Here is a 15,782-nt window from a genome sequence, read left to right as displayed (position 1 = left end):
GGCGTGAGCTTTCGCTGCGTGACGGTCAGGGAGCGATGTAGCCCAGACGCGCCTTCAACGACTGCGGACGGCCTTCGAACAATGCCGCGTAATACACGGTGTTCGACAGCACGTTCTTCACGTAATCGCGAGTCTCGGTGAACGGGATCGTTTCAGCAAAAACCGCGCCCTCCACGGGTGCGCGCAAGTCCTGACGCCACTGCTTCGGCCGCCCCGGACCGGCGTTGTAGCCGGCAGTGGCGAGCACGGGCGAGTTGTCGAATTGATTGTAGATCATCGACAGGTAATTCGTGCCGAGCAGGATGTTCGTGTTGATGTCGTTCATCTGCGCGCGCGATACCGGACCGAGGCCGATCTTCTTCGCGACGAGCTGCGCCGTGCCGGGCATCAGCTGCATGAGGCCGCCCGCGCCCACTTCCGACTTCGCGTTGATGATGAAGCGCGACTCCTGGCGAATCAGCCCGTACGCCCATTCGATGTCGAGACCGGTGTTCTGCGCATCGCGCTCGACGATATCGCGGAACGGCGACAGATAGCGCAGCGAGAAATCGTGCTCGGTCTTGGTCTTGTCGGCGGTGTTCACGGTGCGGTCGAACATTTCGATGCGCTTCGCATACTGCGCGGCCGCGATCAACTGGCGGTCGGTCATCGTGCGCAGCGGCCAGTTCCATTCGCGATTGCCTTCGAGCCGCATGTTCAGCGCATAGAAACGCTGCGACAGCGCGAAGCCCGGCACCGACTGCATCTGCGCGATTTCCGCATCCGATACGGTCGTGCGCGGCGGCACCGTGATCTTCTGGCCGAGTTCTTCGAGCGCGAGCTGGCCGTAGAAATTGTATTGATCGGCGATGGTCTGGAATTCCTGATTCGCCGTGGCCGCGTCGCCCGCCTGCTTCAGCGCGCGGCCATGCCAGTAAACCCATGCGGGCTGGGCGCGCAGCGTGGGCGGCATCTGTTCGATGGACCAGCGCACCATGTTCCAGTCGCCGACGAGCAGCGCGCTTCTCGTGCGCCACTCATAAGCCGGGTTCGACAACTGCGCGTTCGCCGACAGCCGGAACCAGTCCGCCGCCGCCGGCATGCGCTTGATGGCCGCCTGATAGCCGATCGTGCCCCAGCCGGTCGCACGCTCGGCCGGCGTCAGGCTCGGCGCGACGGAGCTGAACGTGGCCGCGGCCATCGCCGGATCGTTGCGGGCCATGCGCGTGATCGCGAGCAACGTGAGCTGATGCGCCGGCGTATTGGGCATCACGCCGCGCGCGAGATAGAGGGGCGGTTTGTTGACGGCGTCGTCGAAGAGCGTGTCCTTCGGCTTTTCCTGGCCGAGCGCATCCACAATGCTCGAGCCCGTGGTCGTGTAGTTCTGCTCGTAGGCGAGGCGGATCTGCTGCCAGATGTCGTCGCTGGTGAACTGGCCCGACTCGGCGAGCGCGCCGATCAGATCGACGCAGCCGTCGCCGTACCATTTCGGTTCGACGAGCAGCGCGCGAGCCGCATCCGCGACGTTCTCGCCGCGCGACAGGCGCGCTTCGAGCGCATAGCACTTCACCTGTGTATCGTCGTTCAGAACGAAACGCGAGTACTGCTGCTCGAAGTTCTTCCAGTCGTGACGGCCGCCCAGCACGACGAGATAGTCGTTGCGCATGCGATCCGCGATTGCCTGGCCGTCGTACCGCTGCAGGAACGAGAGCACCGGCGCGTCGGGCGCGTCGATGCGCGCGTGACCTTGCGAATCGAAGAGCTGCGGCTTGATCGTGAAGTACTCGATGTAGCTCGGCGCCGGATAGTCCGGAATCTGAGCAGCGAGCGCGGCGGCCTTGCCGGCATCGTTCGCGCGCGCGGCATCGCGCAGCTGCATGAAGATGCGGTCGTCGGAGCCGGGCGAAAAGTCAGCGTCGGGACGGACGGCGGAAGCCGTTCCGCAGGCGACGAGCGTCACCGCGGCAAGGGCTGCGCCGACCGCAAGATATACTCGGTTGAGGCGTTTTGACATCGTTATTTCTGGAGCGCGAATGGTCTTGAACCGGGTCCTGAGTTCGGAGGAAAGCATAGCACGCAACGTTTGCGATCAGCCCAAGAGCGAGCCTAAAAGCGCCCTGCGCGCAACGCTTCTCGCGACCCGCGAGGCGCAAAGCGAGCAGGCCGGCCAGGCCGCGAAGAACGCGGCGCTCGCGACGCGCATAGAGGAAGTGCTCGCGCGGCACGACGCGCGATGCGTCGGCCTGTACTGGCCGGTCGCGGGCGAGTTCGACGCGCGCGCCGCGATGACGCGCTGGCTCGCCGCCGACGCAACCCGCGGCGGGGCGCTGCCGGTGGTCGTGAAGCCGCATGCGCCGATGGTCTTTCACGCGTGGAGTGCACAATCGCCGATGAAGGAAGGCCGCTATCGGATTCCGGTGCCCGCCGAAGAAAACATCGTGGTGCCGGACTTGCTGCTGATTCCGTGCGTCGGTTTCGACTCGCATCGGTATCGTCTGGGATACGGCGGCGGCTATTACGACCGTACGCTCGCTGCGTGGCCGGAAGGGAAGCGGCCGGTGACGATCGGCATCGCGTATGAATCGGGCAAATGCGGCGCGTTGCCGCGCGAGACGCACGACATGCCGCTCGACGCGATCGTTACAGAATCCGCGGTCTATTAGAGCGATGCCGCCGCGCGCGCGGCGGTATCGTAGAGACCGGACGCATTGCGCATCAATTGCGCGGCCTCGCCGATCTGCTCGTTGGTGAGGCCGCTTTCGCGCAGCGTCTCGATGAGGCACGCCTCGCGCACTTCGCGATATTTGCCGCAGAGCTCGCGCCCCGCCGGGGTCGCGGAAAAGAACACTTCCTTGCCCGACTTCTCGCTTTGCACATAGCCGCGGGCGACGAGTTTCTTCAATGCATACGTGGCAACGTGCGTGTCCTCGATGTTCAGCACGAAGCATATGTCGGCGAGCTTCTTCTTGCGGTCGCGATGGCTCACGTGATGCAGCAGCGAAACTTCCACCGCCGTCATGTCCTTCGCGCCCGCCGCGGACATGCAGCGCACCATCCAGCGATTGAACGCGTTGCCGGCCATGATGAGCCCGTATTCGAACTCGGACAGTTCCGCGCTGGCTTCGGAGACGAGATGCTCGGACGAAACAATCTTGGTGGGATGGCGCGGCATGACGGTGACCGATGTGAAGTGCGTTGGAGTGTAGCGCAACGTCTTTTGCGAGCGAAAAGAGCGCCTCGGCGAAAACGTTAATTGATAATTTCTTGATAATTTATTGACAATGTAACATTCTGCGACGATGCGAAGTCGATCGAATCGACGATTTTCGCGTCTCGCAAAGGCAATCGAAGGCATGACGAAACCACGAATCCACCCCTTGGGCGACACCGCGCTCGTGTGCGCAGCCGCGCCGCCCGCCACGCTCGACTGCCAGCGGCGCGTCTGGGCGCTGGCGGAGCACGCGCGCCTGATGCCGCACGTCGTCGAAGTGGTGCCGGGCATGAATAATCTGACGATCGTGTTCGACCCGCTCGAAGCGGACTACGAATCGCTCGCCGCGCAACTGGAAACCGGCTGGGACGCCGCGCAGGCGACCGATATGGAGAGCGCCGAAATCGACATTCCGGTGCGCTACGGCGGCGCCGACGGCCCCGATCTCGCGGCGCTCGCGAAACACACGGGCTTGTCCGTCGATGAAGTGGTGAAACGCCATACGCAAGCCGAATACGTCGTGTTCTTTCTGGGCTTTCAGCCGGGCTTCGCCTATCTCGGCGGGCTCGATCCCGCGCTCGCGATGCCGCGCCGCGCCGAACCGCGACTCGAAGTGGCCGCCGGATCGGTCGGAATCGGCGGGGCGCAGACGGGGATTTATCCGGCGGCGTCGCCGGGTGGCTGGCAGTTGCTCGGGCGCACGGAACTGAAACTCTTCGATCCGGCCAGAAACCCGCCGACGCTCTTGCAGCCCGGCGACCGCGTGCGCTTCACGGCGCTGGAGGTGCGCGCATGATCGACGTGATTCGCGCGGGCGTGCTCACGTCCGTGCAGGATTTGGGCCGGCGCGGCTACCGGCATCTGGGCGTGAGCGCGGGCGGCGCCCTCGATGCGCTGTCGCTGGAAATCGGCAATCGCATCGTCGGAAATAGACCGGATGCGGCGGGCATCGAGGTGACGTTCGGGCCGACCGTGCTGCGCTTCAAACACGCGACGCGCGTCGCGATCACCGGCACCGATTTCGGTGCGACGCTCGACGACAAGCCGGTGTATTCGTGGTGGAGCCTGCCGGTGCGCGCGGGCCAGGAGCTGACGTTGCGCGCGGCGAAGCGCGGCATGCGCTGCTATGTGGCGATCGCAGGCGGCATCGACGTCCTGCCGATGCTCGGCTCCCGCTCGACCGATCTCGCCGCGTGCTTCGGCGGCCTCGGCGGACGCGCGCTGCGCGACGGCGACCGCTTGCCGGTCGGCGTGCCGCAGCCGCACAAGGGCATTGCGTTTTCGCCGGAAGAACCCGCGTTCGGCGTGAAGGCGCCGGCGTGGTGCAAGTTCGTTGTCGTCGACGAACCCGTGCGGCGCGGACGTCATTCGCCGAGTCTCGCGTGGGCCGTGCCGGTGCGCGTGCTGCGAGGGCCGGAATACGACAACTTCAGCGACGCGGCGCAGAAGAGCTTCTGGAACGAGGAGTGGACGATCACGCCGAACAGCAACCGCATGGGTTTTCGCCTCGCGGGCACGGCGCTCGAGCGCAGGGAGAAGATCGAACTGCTGTCGCACGCGGTCTTGCCCGGCACGGTGCAGGTGCCACCGAACGGCCAGCCGATCATCCTGATGGGCGATGCGCAGACGACGGGCGGCTACCCGAAGATCGGCGCGGTCATCAAGGCGGATCTGTGGAAGCTCGCGCAGGTGAAGCTGAACGGCGGCGTGCGTTTCATCGAAACGTCGGTGGAAGAGGCGCGCCGCGCGCTCGCCGAGGAGCGGCAATACGTGAGCCAGGTGGAAACGGCCATCGCGATGCACGAGGAGCGCATCGCGCGCGCGGGCGCCTGAATCGAAAGCCGCGCGGCAGACGTGGCGCATCACACTCAACATTCAACGGGACGACCAAAACATCATGGAAATCGATCTCAATGCCGATCTCGGCGAAGGCTGCGGCTCCGACGAAGCGCTGCTCGATCTCGTGAGTTCCGCGAACATCGCGTGCGGCTGGCATGCGGGCGGCGCCACCGCGATGCGCGACTGCGTGCGCTGGGCCGTGGAAAAAGGCGTCGCCATCGGCGCGCATCCGAGCTTCAACGATCCCGAGAATTTCGGGCGCAAGGAAATGAATCTGCCGCCCGAGGAAATCTACGCGGGCGTGCTGTATCAGCTAGGCGCGCTGTCGGCGATCGCGCAGGCGGAAGGCGGGCGCATCGCGCACGTGAAGCCGCACGGCGCGCTCTACAACCAGGCCGCGCGCAGTCCCGAAATCGCCGATGCGATCGTCTCCGCCGTGCACGATTTCGACCCGTCGCTGCTCGTGTTCGGGCTTGCGAACAGCGGGCTCATCGAAGCGGCGCGGCGTGCGGGACTGATCGCGATCGAGGAAGTGTTCGCGGACCGCGGCTATCGCGCGGACGGCTCGCTCGTGCCGCGCAAGGAGCCGGGCGCGCTGCTCGACGACGAAAACATCGTGCTCGACCGCACCCTCGCGATGGTGCGCGAGCAGCGCGTGCAGGCCGTGTCGGGTGAATGGGTGCCGCTCAACGCGCAGACGATCTGCCTGCATGGCGACGGCGCGCACGCGCTGGATTTCGCCCGCCGCATTCGTGGTGCGCTCGCCGATGCGGGCATCGAAGTACGCGCGGCGCACGCCGACGCCTGACGCTTCGCTCAGCAAGTTCCAACGCCCCGCTATGCCGGGGCGTTTTAGCAAGAAAGCGCCCGGTTCGAGGCGCGTCTTTTCCTGTCAGTGTGGAGATCTAAATGACAAATGTTGTCAACCTATGGCCGCTCATCGGGGTGGCCGTCATCATCGTGGGCTTCGTGCTGCGCTTCAATCCGATGCTGATCGTCGCGGCCGCGGCGATCATCACCGGCTTCGCGGCCCATTTTCCCGTCGAGCGCATTCTGACCGCGATCGGCAGCGGTTTTCTCAAGACGCGCAATATTCCGCTCATCATCCTGTTGCCGCTCGCGGTGATCGGCCTGCTCGAACGGCACGGCCTGCGCGAGCGCGCGCAGATGTGGATTTCGAGCATCAAGGCGGCGACAGCGGGACGCTTGCTGATCGTCTACCTGTTCGTGCGTGAAATCACGGCGGCGGTCGGTCTGACGGGGCTGGGCGGCCACCCGCAAATGGTGCGTCCGCTGCTCGCGCCGATGGCCGAAGGCGCCACCGAAGCGCGCTACGGCAAACTCTCCGACGCGACGCGCTACAAGCTGCGCGCATACTCGGCGGCGACCGACAACGTCGGCCTGTTCTTCGGCGAAGACATCTTCGTCGCGTTCGGCGCGATCGTGCTGATGACCACGTTCCTGAAGGAAGCGGGCATCGTCGTCGAGCCGATGCACGTCGCCGTGTGGGGCATTCCCACCGCGATCTGCGCGTTCCTGATCCACGGCTTCCGGCTGTGGCTGCTCGATCGCAGGCTGTCGCGCGAACTCGACGCGCTCACGCGCAACGTCGCGGGAGAGAAGGCATGACGCTCACGATCAACTATCTCTTCTATCTCGTCGGCATCGTGCTCGTGGTCGTCGCGGGCATGATCCTCACGGACAAGTCGCATCCGCGGCGTCTGTCCGCGGGCGTGTTCTGGCTGATCTACGCGCTGATCTTCCTCGTCGGCGACTGGATTCCGGTGACGGTGGTGGGCGTGCTCGTCGTGGCGATGGCGCTGATCGCGGGGCTCGGCGGCGTCACCGGCGCGAAGCCGAAGATGCTCTCCGAGGAAACGCGCCGCCAGAGCGCCGTGCGCCTCGGCAACAAACTCTTCGTGCCGGCGCTGACGATTCCCGTCGTCACGGTGATTCTCACGCTTTCCGTGAGTCATCTCGTGTTCGGCGGCAAGCCGCTGATCGATCCGAAGAACGTGACGCTGATCGGCTTCGGCATCGGCTGCGTGATCGCGCTCGCGATCGCCTGCGTGATGACGCGCGATACCGTCGGCCAGTCGATGCGCGAAACGCGCCGCCTCATCGACGCGCTTTCATGGGCGGCCGTGCTGCCGCAGATGCTCGGCATGCTCGGGCTCGTGTTTTCGGACGCGGGCGTCGGAAAGGCCGTTGCGCACGTGACGACGGCGTACGTCAACATGGATTACCGGTTCGTAGCGGTGGCGGTGTATGTCGTCGGCATGGCGCTCTTCACGATGGTGATGGGCAACGGCTTCGCCGCGTTTCCGGTGATGACGGGCGGCGTCGGCGTGCCGATTCTCGTCGGCATGTTCCACGGCAATCCCGCGACGATGGCCGCGATCGGCATGTTCTCCGGCTACTGCGGCACGCTCATGACGCCGATGGCCGCGAACTTCAATATCGTGCCGGCGGCGCTGCTGGAACTGCCGGACAAGAACGCGGTGATCAAGGTGCAGGTGCCGACGGCTCTCACGCTTCTGGTCGTGAATATTTTTTTGTTGAACTGGCTGATGTTTATCTGAACGAAAGCGCATCGTTTGCGCGCGCATGCCGCCGCATGCGCGCGCGGCCGCAGCACTCCCTCGCCTGCCGCGTTCTTCGCTGCAGCACGCATCTCTTCGATCTCGCAGACATTTGTCCGCATATCCCTGACTAACGTCAATTCGGACCTCGCCTATTTCTGCTTGCTGGGGTGTTGACGGAGACTTCCGCGTTCTCGTCAGTGCTTAGGAAAACATAGCTGGCACGTCGCCGCCGTACGATCGCGCTCAATGCGATGCGGTGTTTCGACCCCCCGTTTTCCGGGCTGACCGAGGGCTTCGGCCCACTGTCCGCGCGCCTCGTCGCGTGGGCGAAGCCGAACCAGTCTTCCGTCATCGATCCCGTCATGCGTTTGCCGAGTTATTCCCATCTGCTCGCGTTGCCCGCAGGTCCCGACCTGCTGCTTCGCCTGCTCGAATCCATCCTCGTCGCGGCCAGTGCGCTCGCGGCGCAACGCATTTACGGCGACGGCGTCAACGCCGGCTGTGACAGCGCGGTGGCGGCATTCGCGATCGTCTTCGCGTGGACCGCGTTCCCCGGCTCGTACATGAGGCCGTCGGCGCGCCGCGCATCGGCGCCGCGCGCCATTCTCCTGCCCGCGCTCGGCTGGGTCTTGTGCGAGGCCGGCGCAGTGTGCCTCGTCAGGTGGATGCATCCCGGATATGAACCTTCGGGCGCATGGCTCGCGGCGCTCTGCGTGCCGACGGCCATCGGCGTGACGGTCTGCCGCCTCGCCGGCAGGATCGCTGGCGCGCGCCGGATTCGCGGCTCGTCGGTGGCCGTAGCCGGGCGCGGCGCGCGTTGCGCGGCGTTCGTGCGTCGCATCGCGTCGACGCGCGATTTCCCGTGCCGCATCGACGCGCTCCTCGACATGGACGCCGGTCCTGACACGGCGGCCAGCGGCGTGCCGCTGTTTCACGACATCGGCGCATTCGCCGCACATGTACGCGCGCAACGTGTCGACGAACTGTGGCTCGCGCTCCCGCTCACGGACGAAGCCGCGCTGCTGCAGTTGCTCGACATTTTCCGCGACGACCTGCTGAACATTCGCTTCTTGCCGGACGTGAGCCGCGTCGCACGTTTTCACGGCGATCGCGCCGGTCTCGAAGGCGCGCTCGCGATCGATCTCGTGGCCGTCCCGCTCACCGCCGACGCGCTCGCCGTCAAGGCAATCTTCGACCGGCTCTTCTCCGCGTGCGCCGTGGTCGGGCTCGCGCCGCTTTTCTGCGCGATCGCGCTCGCCGTCAAGCTGTCATCGTCCGGTCCCGTGCTCTTCAAGCAACGGCGCCAGGGCGCGAAAGGCAAGCCCTTCGATATCTACAAGTTCCGCACGATGCGCACGCACTCGACCGACGACGGCGTGCTCGTGCAGGCCACGCGGGACGATCCGCGCATCACGCGCATCGGCGCCTTTCTGCGTCGCACGAGTCTCGACGAACTGCCGCAGTTCTTCAACGTCCTGCGCGGCGAGATGTCGGTCGTCGGTCCGCGCCCGCATGCGATCGAGCATGACGCGCTCTATCAGCATGTCATCGACGACTACATCCACCGCTATCGCATCAAGCCGGGCATCACCGGCTGGGCGCAGATCAACGGACTGCGCGGCGAGACCGATTCGGTCGACAAGATGCAGCGGCGCGTCGAACACGATCTCTACTACCTCAGCAACTGGTCGTTTGCGCTCGACATGCGCATCGTGCTGGCGACCATTGCGCGGGGCCTCGTTCATCGCAACGCCTATTGATGCGCAGGATTTACCCATGAAGCACTTTCCACGGACCGCAATGGCCATCGCGCTCGCGGCAATGCTGAACGCGTGCGCGTTCGCGCCGGGCTTCCGCATGCCGGTCAGCTCCGGCGATGCATCGAACCAGAGCGATGCCGGCGCGCACATCGAAGCGACCGCGGCGACGCCCGCGATTCCCGTCACGGAACTCGATCTCGCCCTCGTCAAGCGCTACGGCGAGCAACGCAAGTCGCGGCAGGACCAGCAGGCGAAGCAGCTGTTCGGCGCGCCCGGAATCTATACCGTCGGCGCGGGCGACGTGCTGCAAATCGTCGTCTGGGATCACCCCGAGTTCGCAGCGGCGCTCGGCTCCGGGCAGAGTCAGGCGCCAGCGAAGACGAGCGATCCGGCGGCAGGTTTCGTTGTCGATCAGAAGGGCAATCTGCGCTTCCCTTACGCGGGTACGCTGGCGGTCGCCGGACTGCGCACCGACGAGATTCAGCAGAAGCTGACCGCGGCGCTTTCGACCTACCTCGTGAAGCCGCAAGTCACTGTGCGGATGGCGTCGTATCGCGCGCGTCAGGTTTATGTCGACGGCCAGGTGCACAGCCCCGGCGCGCTCTCGCTGACCGACGTGCCGCTCAGTTTCTACGACGCGATCTCGCGCGCCGGCGGTTTCGGCGACAACGCCGATCAGAGCGATGTCGTGCTCGTGCGCGGCGGCGCCTCGCATCGGATCGACTTGCCGCAACTGCTCGCGCAAGGGCTCGATCCGTCGAAGTTTTATTTGAAAGCGGGCGACCTTCTGCGCGTCACGTCGCGCGACGACAACATCGTCTACGTGATGGGCGAAGTGAACAAGCCGGGCTCGGCCGCGCCGCGCCGCGACGGCCATCTTTCGCTCGCGGATGCGCTCGCGCAGGCGGGCAGCATCAACTCGAATACGGCGGATACCGCGCAGATGTTCGTGATCCGTCCCGGCGGCGACGCGCCGCAAGTGTTTCACCTCGACAGCCGCTCGCCGGTGTCGATGCTCGTCGCGAACGAATTCGAGCTTCAGCCCAAGGACATCGTCTATGTCGACGGCAGCGGCCTCGTGCGCTTCAACCGCGTGATCAGCCTGCTGATGCCGTTGATCAGCACCGGCCTCACCGCGGGAGTGATCGCGAAATGATCCGCTCAGTGCTGGTGATCTGCGAAGGCAACATCTGCCGCAGTCCGCTTGCGGCGGCGTTGCTCGCGCGCGAGCTGCCGCATCTCGACGTGACATCGGCGGGCACGCATGCGCTCGTGGGATGGCCGGCTGATCCATACGCTGTCGACTTGATGCGAGAACGAGGCATCGATTTGCGTGGCCACGTGGCTCGCACGGTAGATCATCGAATGGTGCGATCGCACGATCTCATTCTCGCCATGACACTGGCGCTGCGCGGTGAGGTACTCACGAGATTTCCCTTCGCACGCGGTCGCGTCTATCGCCTGCTGCATGAGGCTCAAGGCGATGTAGGCGATCCCTATCGTCAGGACAAGGCCACTTTCGAAGCTTCGCTCAAGCAGATCGAAGTTGGCGTCCTTGACTGGCGGGGCAGGATCCGAAGCATGGCGCCCACAACCGAGTCCTAACCCCTTTCTGAACGAAATCCCGGGAATGCATCGCTCGACGCGCAAGTGGCGCCGGTTAGCTGCGGTGCGCCTCCATTGATGCATCCAACGAATGCCACACACTGACCGACACAGCCCGGGCGATATCGCCGAACTCGATGTCATCGCCGTTATCGACACGCTATTAAAGAACGCCTGGCGCATTGCCCTGATCGCGGCGTTCGTCGCGCTGACAGGCACGGCCACAGCCTTTCTATTGCCACCGAAATATCAGGCCGACGTCTTGATCCAGATCGAGAATGGTCCGGAAGGCGGAGCGGCGGCCAACCTGCTTAATGAAGTGTCGACCTTGTTCGACGTGAAATCATCGGCTGCGGCAGAAGTCCAGATCATCACGTCAAGGCTAGTGATTTCACGCGCTGTTGAAAAGCAGCGCCTGTACATCGATGTCTTGCCCAAGCGCTTTCCGGTGATCGGAGACTTTGTCTCACGCGTGTACGACGGTCCCATGCGTCCCGGCGTACTCGGCTTTGGAGGCTTCGCGTGGGGGCAGGAGCGCGCCGAGTTATTGCGCTTTGACGTGCCGAAGAAGCTGCAGGACGAGAAGTTCACACTCGCCGTGGAACATGCAGGGCACTATATCCTCAGCAGTCCGCATCTCGACGCTTCTCTGCGTGGCACAGTCGGATCTGAGAGCAAAGTTGTTACGCCCTACGGGCCGCTCGTCATCAACGTGTCGCGAATCGACGCCCTTCCCGGCACTCACTTCTCCGTGATTCGTCATTCGTTCGACGATACGGTCAGCGATTTGCAAAAAAAGCTCGATGTACAGGAGAAAGTCAAGCAGTCCGGCGTGATCGTCGCCACGCTGCTTGGACGCGACGCCGAACGTACGAGTCAGGCTTTGCGGGAGGTTGGCGAGCAGTATGTGCGCCAGAACGTCGAGCGGAAGTATGCCGATGCCGCTCAATCGCTGAAGTTCCTCACCGCGCAATTGCCGGAGTTGAGGCAGAACCTCGAAGACGCCCAAGCTCGCTACACCAAGCTACGCAACGAGAAGGGCCTGATCGATCTGCCGGCGGAAACGACGACCGGGCTACAGCAGCAAGCCGAGGCGCAGGCGCAGCTGGTCGTACTGCAACAAAAGCGCGCGGAACTCGCCACTCGCTACACGTCGATGCATCCAGGCGTCGTTGCCGCCGATGAGCAGATCGCACTGCTGCGCAAACAGATCTCCGAGTTCGACGCCGCCCTAAACAAGCTACCAAACGTTGAACAGGATGCGGCGCGGCTCGCGCTCGACGTGAAAGTCAACACGGACCTCTACACTGCGGCGCTCAACAACACGAGACAGTTGCAACTCGTGAAGGCGGGGAAGGTAAGTAGTGTACGGCTCATCGACACGCCGGTGGTTCAAGACGACCCGGCTTGGCCGAAGCGCCCGCTCGTTATCGTCGCTGCTGTGCTCGGCGGAATATTGCTCGGCATTGCCTATGCATTTGTGCGCGAGTTTCTAACTGGCGCTATGAATTCGGCGGACGAGATCGAGCGCAGCACCGGCTTGACGGTCCTGGCGACGGTCGCCTTGTCGCCCGCGCAACGATCGGTCGGAAAATCGACTGTAAAGACCAACAATGGCCGCGCGCATCTGCTCGCAACTGAAGCACCGGACGATCAAGCTATCGAGAGTCTCCGCAGTCTGCGGACCGCATTGCGAATGACGATGGCAGATAAGCCGGGCAGGGTTGTGGTCTTGGTCGGCGCTTCCCCTGCGGTTGGCAAATCCTTCATTGCTGCAAATCTTGGCGCTGTGCTTGCCGCGATGGGACAGCGCGTGCTCATCATCGACGGCGATCTGCGACGCCCCTCGCTCAATCCGCACTTCGGTGTCGGCCGGATTCCCGGTTGGTCAGACTTGATTGCGGGCACGACAAGGTTGGAGAACGCGCTGCACTGCGTCGAAACGCCTCGCCTCGATTTCATTGCGGCCGGTGCCCCGGTTTCGAATCCCTCCGAGTTGCTGGCATCAACCCACGCCGTCTCGCTGCTCGATTCCGTGCGCGCCAGGTATGACTACGTAATCGTCGACACGCCGCCGATGCTTGCGGTTGAAGACGCTGCGTCATTCACATCGCATGCGGATTCGGTACTGCTGGTTGCAAGGGCTGCCGAGACAAGGGTTGGCGACTTGATCGAGACGGCGAATCGTCTGGAACGCGTCGGCCCGAAGCCGGCGGGTGTGATCCTCAATGGACTGCGGCCGCGTTCGATCCGGGCGCAGTATGGTCGCAACGGCTATCGCAGCTACGAGTACGGCGCGTCTACTGACGCACGTCGGCCATCCGTATTGTCGAACGTGCTGGCGTGGCTGAGTCGCAAATGAAAACCCGCTTCCAGTTTGAGCGAATCACGAGGCCCGCGCGCAAAACGCAAGTTGGCCATGTGGACCTCGCCTCGGAAACAAGAATGAGTGTGGCACTCGTGGTGGAGGCTGCCGCGGGCGGTGTGGCGACCCATCTCGCCGATCTGATTCCTGGCCTTGCGAAGCGTGGCGTCGATGTGCACCTCATCGCACCGGCAGACGAGGAACGCTTCGATTCGCTTTGGCTGACACCTGATTGCCTGTCCTCATGCAAGTCGGTTACGCGCATACCGATGCGGCGCGCGATAGGCCCGCACGACTTCGTTTCGTTTGCTCGGGTATATCGCACGCTCAAGAACATTCGACCGGACGTGGTGCATTCGCACAGTTCAAAGGCAGGAGTGCTAGCGCGCGCGTGTCTGGGGTCGTGGCGCCAGACTTACACGCCGCATGCGATCTACACCTTGAATCCCACACTCAGTTCCGCTTTGCGAAGAGTTTTCGGCGCAATCGAGAGCTTCTTCGGGCGCTGCCTTACTGATCGTCTGATTGCTGTTTCGGATGACGAAGCGCGCCATCTGCATGACGACCTAAAGATTCCACACGAGCGCATCGCGACAGTCTGGAACGGCGTGCCCGCATTCGAACGAATCAGCCGATCTGACGCCCGCAAGAAATTGGATATGAAAGACGACGTGTTCCTGGTCGGTATGGTCGGTCGCTTCGCGTTCCAGAAAGGCGTGGACCGTCTCGTGTCCATTGCAGAGAAAGTCGCCAAAAAACTCGACCATCAAGTTCAGTTCGTTTGTATAGGCGGTGGCGATTTTTCCGCCGCGGCTGGCGTGGCAAATGACGCGCTGCCCGCAAATCTTCACGTGGTCGGCTCGGTTCCCAATGCGCGCCGGTACTTCAACGCGTTCGACCTCCTCGCGCTGCCGAGTCGTTATGAGGGTTTCCCGTACGTCTACGTCGAGTCCGTCGCGGCCGGCGTACCTATCGTATCGACGCGCGTGGCGGGCGCGGAGGCGCTGGTCGCTTCGCACGGGACAGGGCTTGTCGTCGCAAACGAAGACGAGACACAGCCATTCGCCGATGCGGTCATCAAGCTCGCTCTAGATCCGCAGCATCTCGCCGAACTCCAATTCAACTGTATGACCGCCGCGACGCGTTTCACCGCCGAGCGAATGGTCGACGAAACCCTAGCCGTCTATCGGCAGTGCATCGCCCGACAAAGTAAATGAAATCGATTCAGAACATCGTGCTTCTGCACGCTTATAGTCGCCGCAACTCGGGCGACGGACTACTCGTCGACCTGTCCACAGCGCTTTTGCGCGAAGCTTTCGATCCGCAAATCCACGTTTCTGTGGTCGCCGCCGATCCGGCGTCGTTTCCAGAATACGAAGACCTGCTGTCGGCGCCCGTGATCGCGTCAAGCGGCATTGGACGCGTCGCGGCCGCAGCAAGTACGGCTTGCCGGCTCGTGACTCCGTCGCTCGAGGCGTTGAGACGACGTCTGTCGCAAGCTGATCTTATCGTCGGCGTCGGCGGCGGATACCTACGTGCACGAGACGGTTTCGAAGCGGTCAAGCTCGAACTCGGTCATCTCGTACAGGTAGATGCCGCGCGCGCAGCGGGTAAGCCAACTGTTTATCTGCCGCAAAGTATTGGACCTGCGATGGCCTGTACGTCCGCGTGCTCGAGCCACGCGGAAAGGCGTTTGCGGGACGCGCTTTCCACCTTCGATTCCGTGTGCGTGCGTGACGACCGATCGCAAGCATTCCTGTCCGGCAACATCAACGTGGTTCGCATGCCGGATATGGCTGTCCTCGAATTCGCACGGGCACGAGAAACCGTCTTGGCGCGCGCCGCTTTGCGCGGACACCATGTGAGTCATGTCGCGTTGGTATTACGCGATGCGCCGAGCTGGAGCCGGGAGCAACGCGAGCGCTATGCCCGCTCGACGCAAAAACTCATCGCGCAATTGCAGGGTTCATGCCGCCTGAGCTTCGCGGTGCAGAGCACGGGACGTGGTAACGACGACGCGGCCTATTATCGTCGATTGGGCATAACCGGCGAATTGCCGAGTCTTCGACACCTGCTTCAACACGACACGCCGGACGCAGTCGTGTCCGTTCGTTTGCACGGCGCTCTGGAGTCGCTGCTGCACGGCGTGCCGGCGTTCCACCTCAGCTATGAACGGAAGGGGTTCGGGGCATACGGTGACCTGGGCATTCCAGGTTGGGTCGCCAATGCAGCAGACTTCGACGCCGATGCCGTCTCTCAGCTTCTGTTCGCGCCGCAGGCGCTTCCTTCGTTCTGGGACGCAACAGAAGGAGCACTTTCACGGATTGCCGCGCAGCGCGCATCGCTCATCGAGATACTGCGACGCGCCGCCGGTATGGACACGACTCGGCGTGACATGCAGTCCGAAAACATGCAATCGGCCGAAGCGCAAGGATAAC

At 63.6% G+C, this 15,782-nt stretch carries 14 protein-coding genes; 12 read left to right on the top strand and 2 right to left on the bottom strand.

The window, feature by feature from the left end; translation table 11 throughout:
• Positions 1 to 25 precede the first annotated feature (25 nt).
• A complete protein-coding gene (locus tag AWB74_RS31545) occupies positions 26 to 1,993 on the bottom strand; it encodes a lytic transglycosylase domain-containing protein (protein ID WP_061150541.1) in 1,968 nt (655 codons plus the stop codon).
• Between the two features lie 19 nt (positions 1,994 to 2,012).
• On the opposite strand from AWB74_RS31545, the gene AWB74_RS31540 reads away from it, so the two are divergent.
• Complete coding sequence (locus AWB74_RS31540) at positions 2,013 to 2,642, top strand: 5-formyltetrahydrofolate cyclo-ligase (RefSeq protein WP_061150540.1); 630 nt, start codon at positions 2,013 to 2,015, stop codon at positions 2,640 to 2,642.
• Here the strand turns inward: AWB74_RS31540 and AWB74_RS31535 are convergent.
• On the bottom strand, positions 2,639 to 3,151 hold the full coding sequence (locus AWB74_RS31535; RefSeq protein WP_008352632.1) for a winged helix DNA-binding protein: 513 nt from the start codon (positions 3,149 to 3,151) through the stop codon (positions 2,639 to 2,641). The two genes, AWB74_RS31540 and AWB74_RS31535, sit on opposite strands and share 4 nt — an antisense overlap.
• 181 nt (positions 3,152 to 3,332) lie before the next feature.
• On the opposite strand from AWB74_RS31535, the gene pxpB reads away from it, so the two are divergent.
• From pxpB to AWB74_RS31480, 11 genes are all read left to right on the top strand, one after another.
• Positions 3,333 to 3,986 carry a 5-oxoprolinase subunit PxpB gene (gene pxpB / locus AWB74_RS31530; RefSeq protein ID WP_061150539.1) on the top strand — a complete coding sequence of 218 codons (654 nt, stop codon included), beginning with the start codon at positions 3,333 to 3,335 and terminating at the stop codon, positions 3,984 to 3,986.
• Positions 3,983 to 5,023 (top strand): 5-oxoprolinase subunit C family protein, encoded by a 1,041-nt coding sequence (locus AWB74_RS31525; protein WP_061150538.1) that lies wholly within the window; start codon positions 3,983 to 3,985, stop codon positions 5,021 to 5,023. Before pxpB ends, AWB74_RS31525 begins: the two co-directional genes overlap by 4 nt.
• 64 nt (positions 5,024 to 5,087) lie before the next feature.
• The gene (gene pxpA, locus AWB74_RS31520; protein WP_061150537.1) at positions 5,088 to 5,837 is read left to right on the top strand and encodes a 5-oxoprolinase subunit PxpA; all 750 of its coding nucleotides are present in this window, start codon (positions 5,088 to 5,090) and stop codon (positions 5,835 to 5,837) included.
• A 101-nt stretch (positions 5,838 to 5,938) separates the two neighbouring features.
• Positions 5,939 to 6,658 (top strand): DUF969 domain-containing protein, encoded by a 720-nt coding sequence (locus AWB74_RS31515; protein WP_061150536.1) that lies wholly within the window; start codon positions 5,939 to 5,941, stop codon positions 6,656 to 6,658.
• Entirely contained in the window at positions 6,655 to 7,611 is a 957-nt protein-coding gene (locus tag AWB74_RS31510; protein ID WP_061126539.1) for a DUF979 domain-containing protein, read from the top strand. The genes AWB74_RS31515 and AWB74_RS31510 overlap by 4 nt, the downstream gene beginning before the upstream one ends.
• A gap of 254 nt (positions 7,612 to 7,865) precedes the next feature.
• Positions 7,866 to 9,374 (top strand): undecaprenyl-phosphate glucose phosphotransferase, encoded by a 1,509-nt coding sequence (locus tag AWB74_RS31505; protein WP_235024756.1) that lies wholly within the window; start codon positions 7,866 to 7,868, stop codon positions 9,372 to 9,374.
• 16 nt (positions 9,375 to 9,390) lie between these two features.
• Entirely contained in the window at positions 9,391 to 10,530 is a 1,140-nt protein-coding gene (locus AWB74_RS31500; RefSeq protein ID WP_235024755.1) for a polysaccharide biosynthesis/export family protein, read from the top strand.
• Complete coding sequence (locus tag AWB74_RS31495; RefSeq protein WP_061150535.1) at positions 10,527 to 10,979, top strand: arsenate reductase/protein-tyrosine-phosphatase family protein; 453 nt, start codon at positions 10,527 to 10,529, stop codon at positions 10,977 to 10,979. Before AWB74_RS31500 ends, AWB74_RS31495 begins: the two co-directional genes overlap by 4 nt.
• 91 nt (positions 10,980 to 11,070) lie before the next feature.
• On the top strand, positions 11,071 to 13,341 hold the full coding sequence (locus tag AWB74_RS31490) for a polysaccharide biosynthesis tyrosine autokinase (RefSeq protein ID WP_061150534.1): 2,271 nt from the start codon (positions 11,071 to 11,073) through the stop codon (positions 13,339 to 13,341).
• A complete protein-coding gene (locus AWB74_RS31485; RefSeq protein WP_061150533.1) occupies positions 13,338 to 14,561 on the top strand; it encodes a glycosyltransferase family 4 protein in 1,224 nt (407 codons plus the stop codon). Before AWB74_RS31490 ends, AWB74_RS31485 begins: the two co-directional genes overlap by 4 nt.
• Positions 14,562 to 14,578: 17 nt before the next feature.
• Entirely contained in the window at positions 14,579 to 15,781 is a 1,203-nt protein-coding gene (locus tag AWB74_RS31480; RefSeq protein ID WP_327362720.1) for a polysaccharide pyruvyl transferase family protein, read from the top strand.
• Position 15,782 lies beyond the last annotated feature (1 nt).

Source organism: Caballeronia arvi, assembly GCF_001544695.2.
GTDB classification, from domain to species: domain Bacteria; phylum Pseudomonadota; class Gammaproteobacteria; order Burkholderiales; family Burkholderiaceae; genus Caballeronia; species Caballeronia arvi.
The sequence above is the reverse complement of the archived record's forward strand: the minus strand, read 5'-3'. Positions and strand labels throughout refer to the sequence as shown.

Excerpts from the sequence above, each read along its gene's own strand:
- AWB74_RS31545 (WP_061150541.1), bottom strand. The coding sequence starts at position 1,993 with ATGTCAAAACGCCTCAACCGAGTATATCTTGCGGTCGGCGCAGCCCTT.
- AWB74_RS31540 (WP_061150540.1), top strand. The coding sequence starts at position 2,013 with ATGGTCTTGAACCGGGTCCTGAGTTCGGAGGAAAGCATAGCACGCAAC.
- AWB74_RS31535 (WP_008352632.1), bottom strand. The coding sequence starts at position 3,151 with ATGCCGCGCCATCCCACCAAGATTGTTTCGTCCGAGCATCTCGTCTCC.
- pxpB (WP_061150539.1), top strand. The coding sequence starts at position 3,333 with ATGACGAAACCACGAATCCACCCCTTGGGCGACACCGCGCTCGTGTGC.
- AWB74_RS31525 (WP_061150538.1), top strand. The coding sequence starts at position 3,983 with ATGATCGACGTGATTCGCGCGGGCGTGCTCACGTCCGTGCAGGATTTG.
- pxpA (WP_061150537.1), top strand. The coding sequence starts at position 5,088 with ATGGAAATCGATCTCAATGCCGATCTCGGCGAAGGCTGCGGCTCCGAC.
- AWB74_RS31515 (WP_061150536.1), top strand. The coding sequence starts at position 5,939 with ATGACAAATGTTGTCAACCTATGGCCGCTCATCGGGGTGGCCGTCATC.
- AWB74_RS31510 (WP_061126539.1), top strand. The coding sequence starts at position 6,655 with ATGACGCTCACGATCAACTATCTCTTCTATCTCGTCGGCATCGTGCTC.
- AWB74_RS31505 (WP_235024756.1), top strand. The coding sequence starts at position 7,866 with ATGCGGTGTTTCGACCCCCCGTTTTCCGGGCTGACCGAGGGCTTCGGC.
- AWB74_RS31500 (WP_235024755.1), top strand. The coding sequence starts at position 9,391 with ATGAAGCACTTTCCACGGACCGCAATGGCCATCGCGCTCGCGGCAATG.
- AWB74_RS31495 (WP_061150535.1), top strand. The coding sequence starts at position 10,527 with ATGATCCGCTCAGTGCTGGTGATCTGCGAAGGCAACATCTGCCGCAGT.
- AWB74_RS31490 (WP_061150534.1), top strand. The coding sequence starts at position 11,071 with ATGCCACACACTGACCGACACAGCCCGGGCGATATCGCCGAACTCGAT.
- AWB74_RS31485 (WP_061150533.1), top strand. The coding sequence starts at position 13,338 with ATGAAAACCCGCTTCCAGTTTGAGCGAATCACGAGGCCCGCGCGCAAA.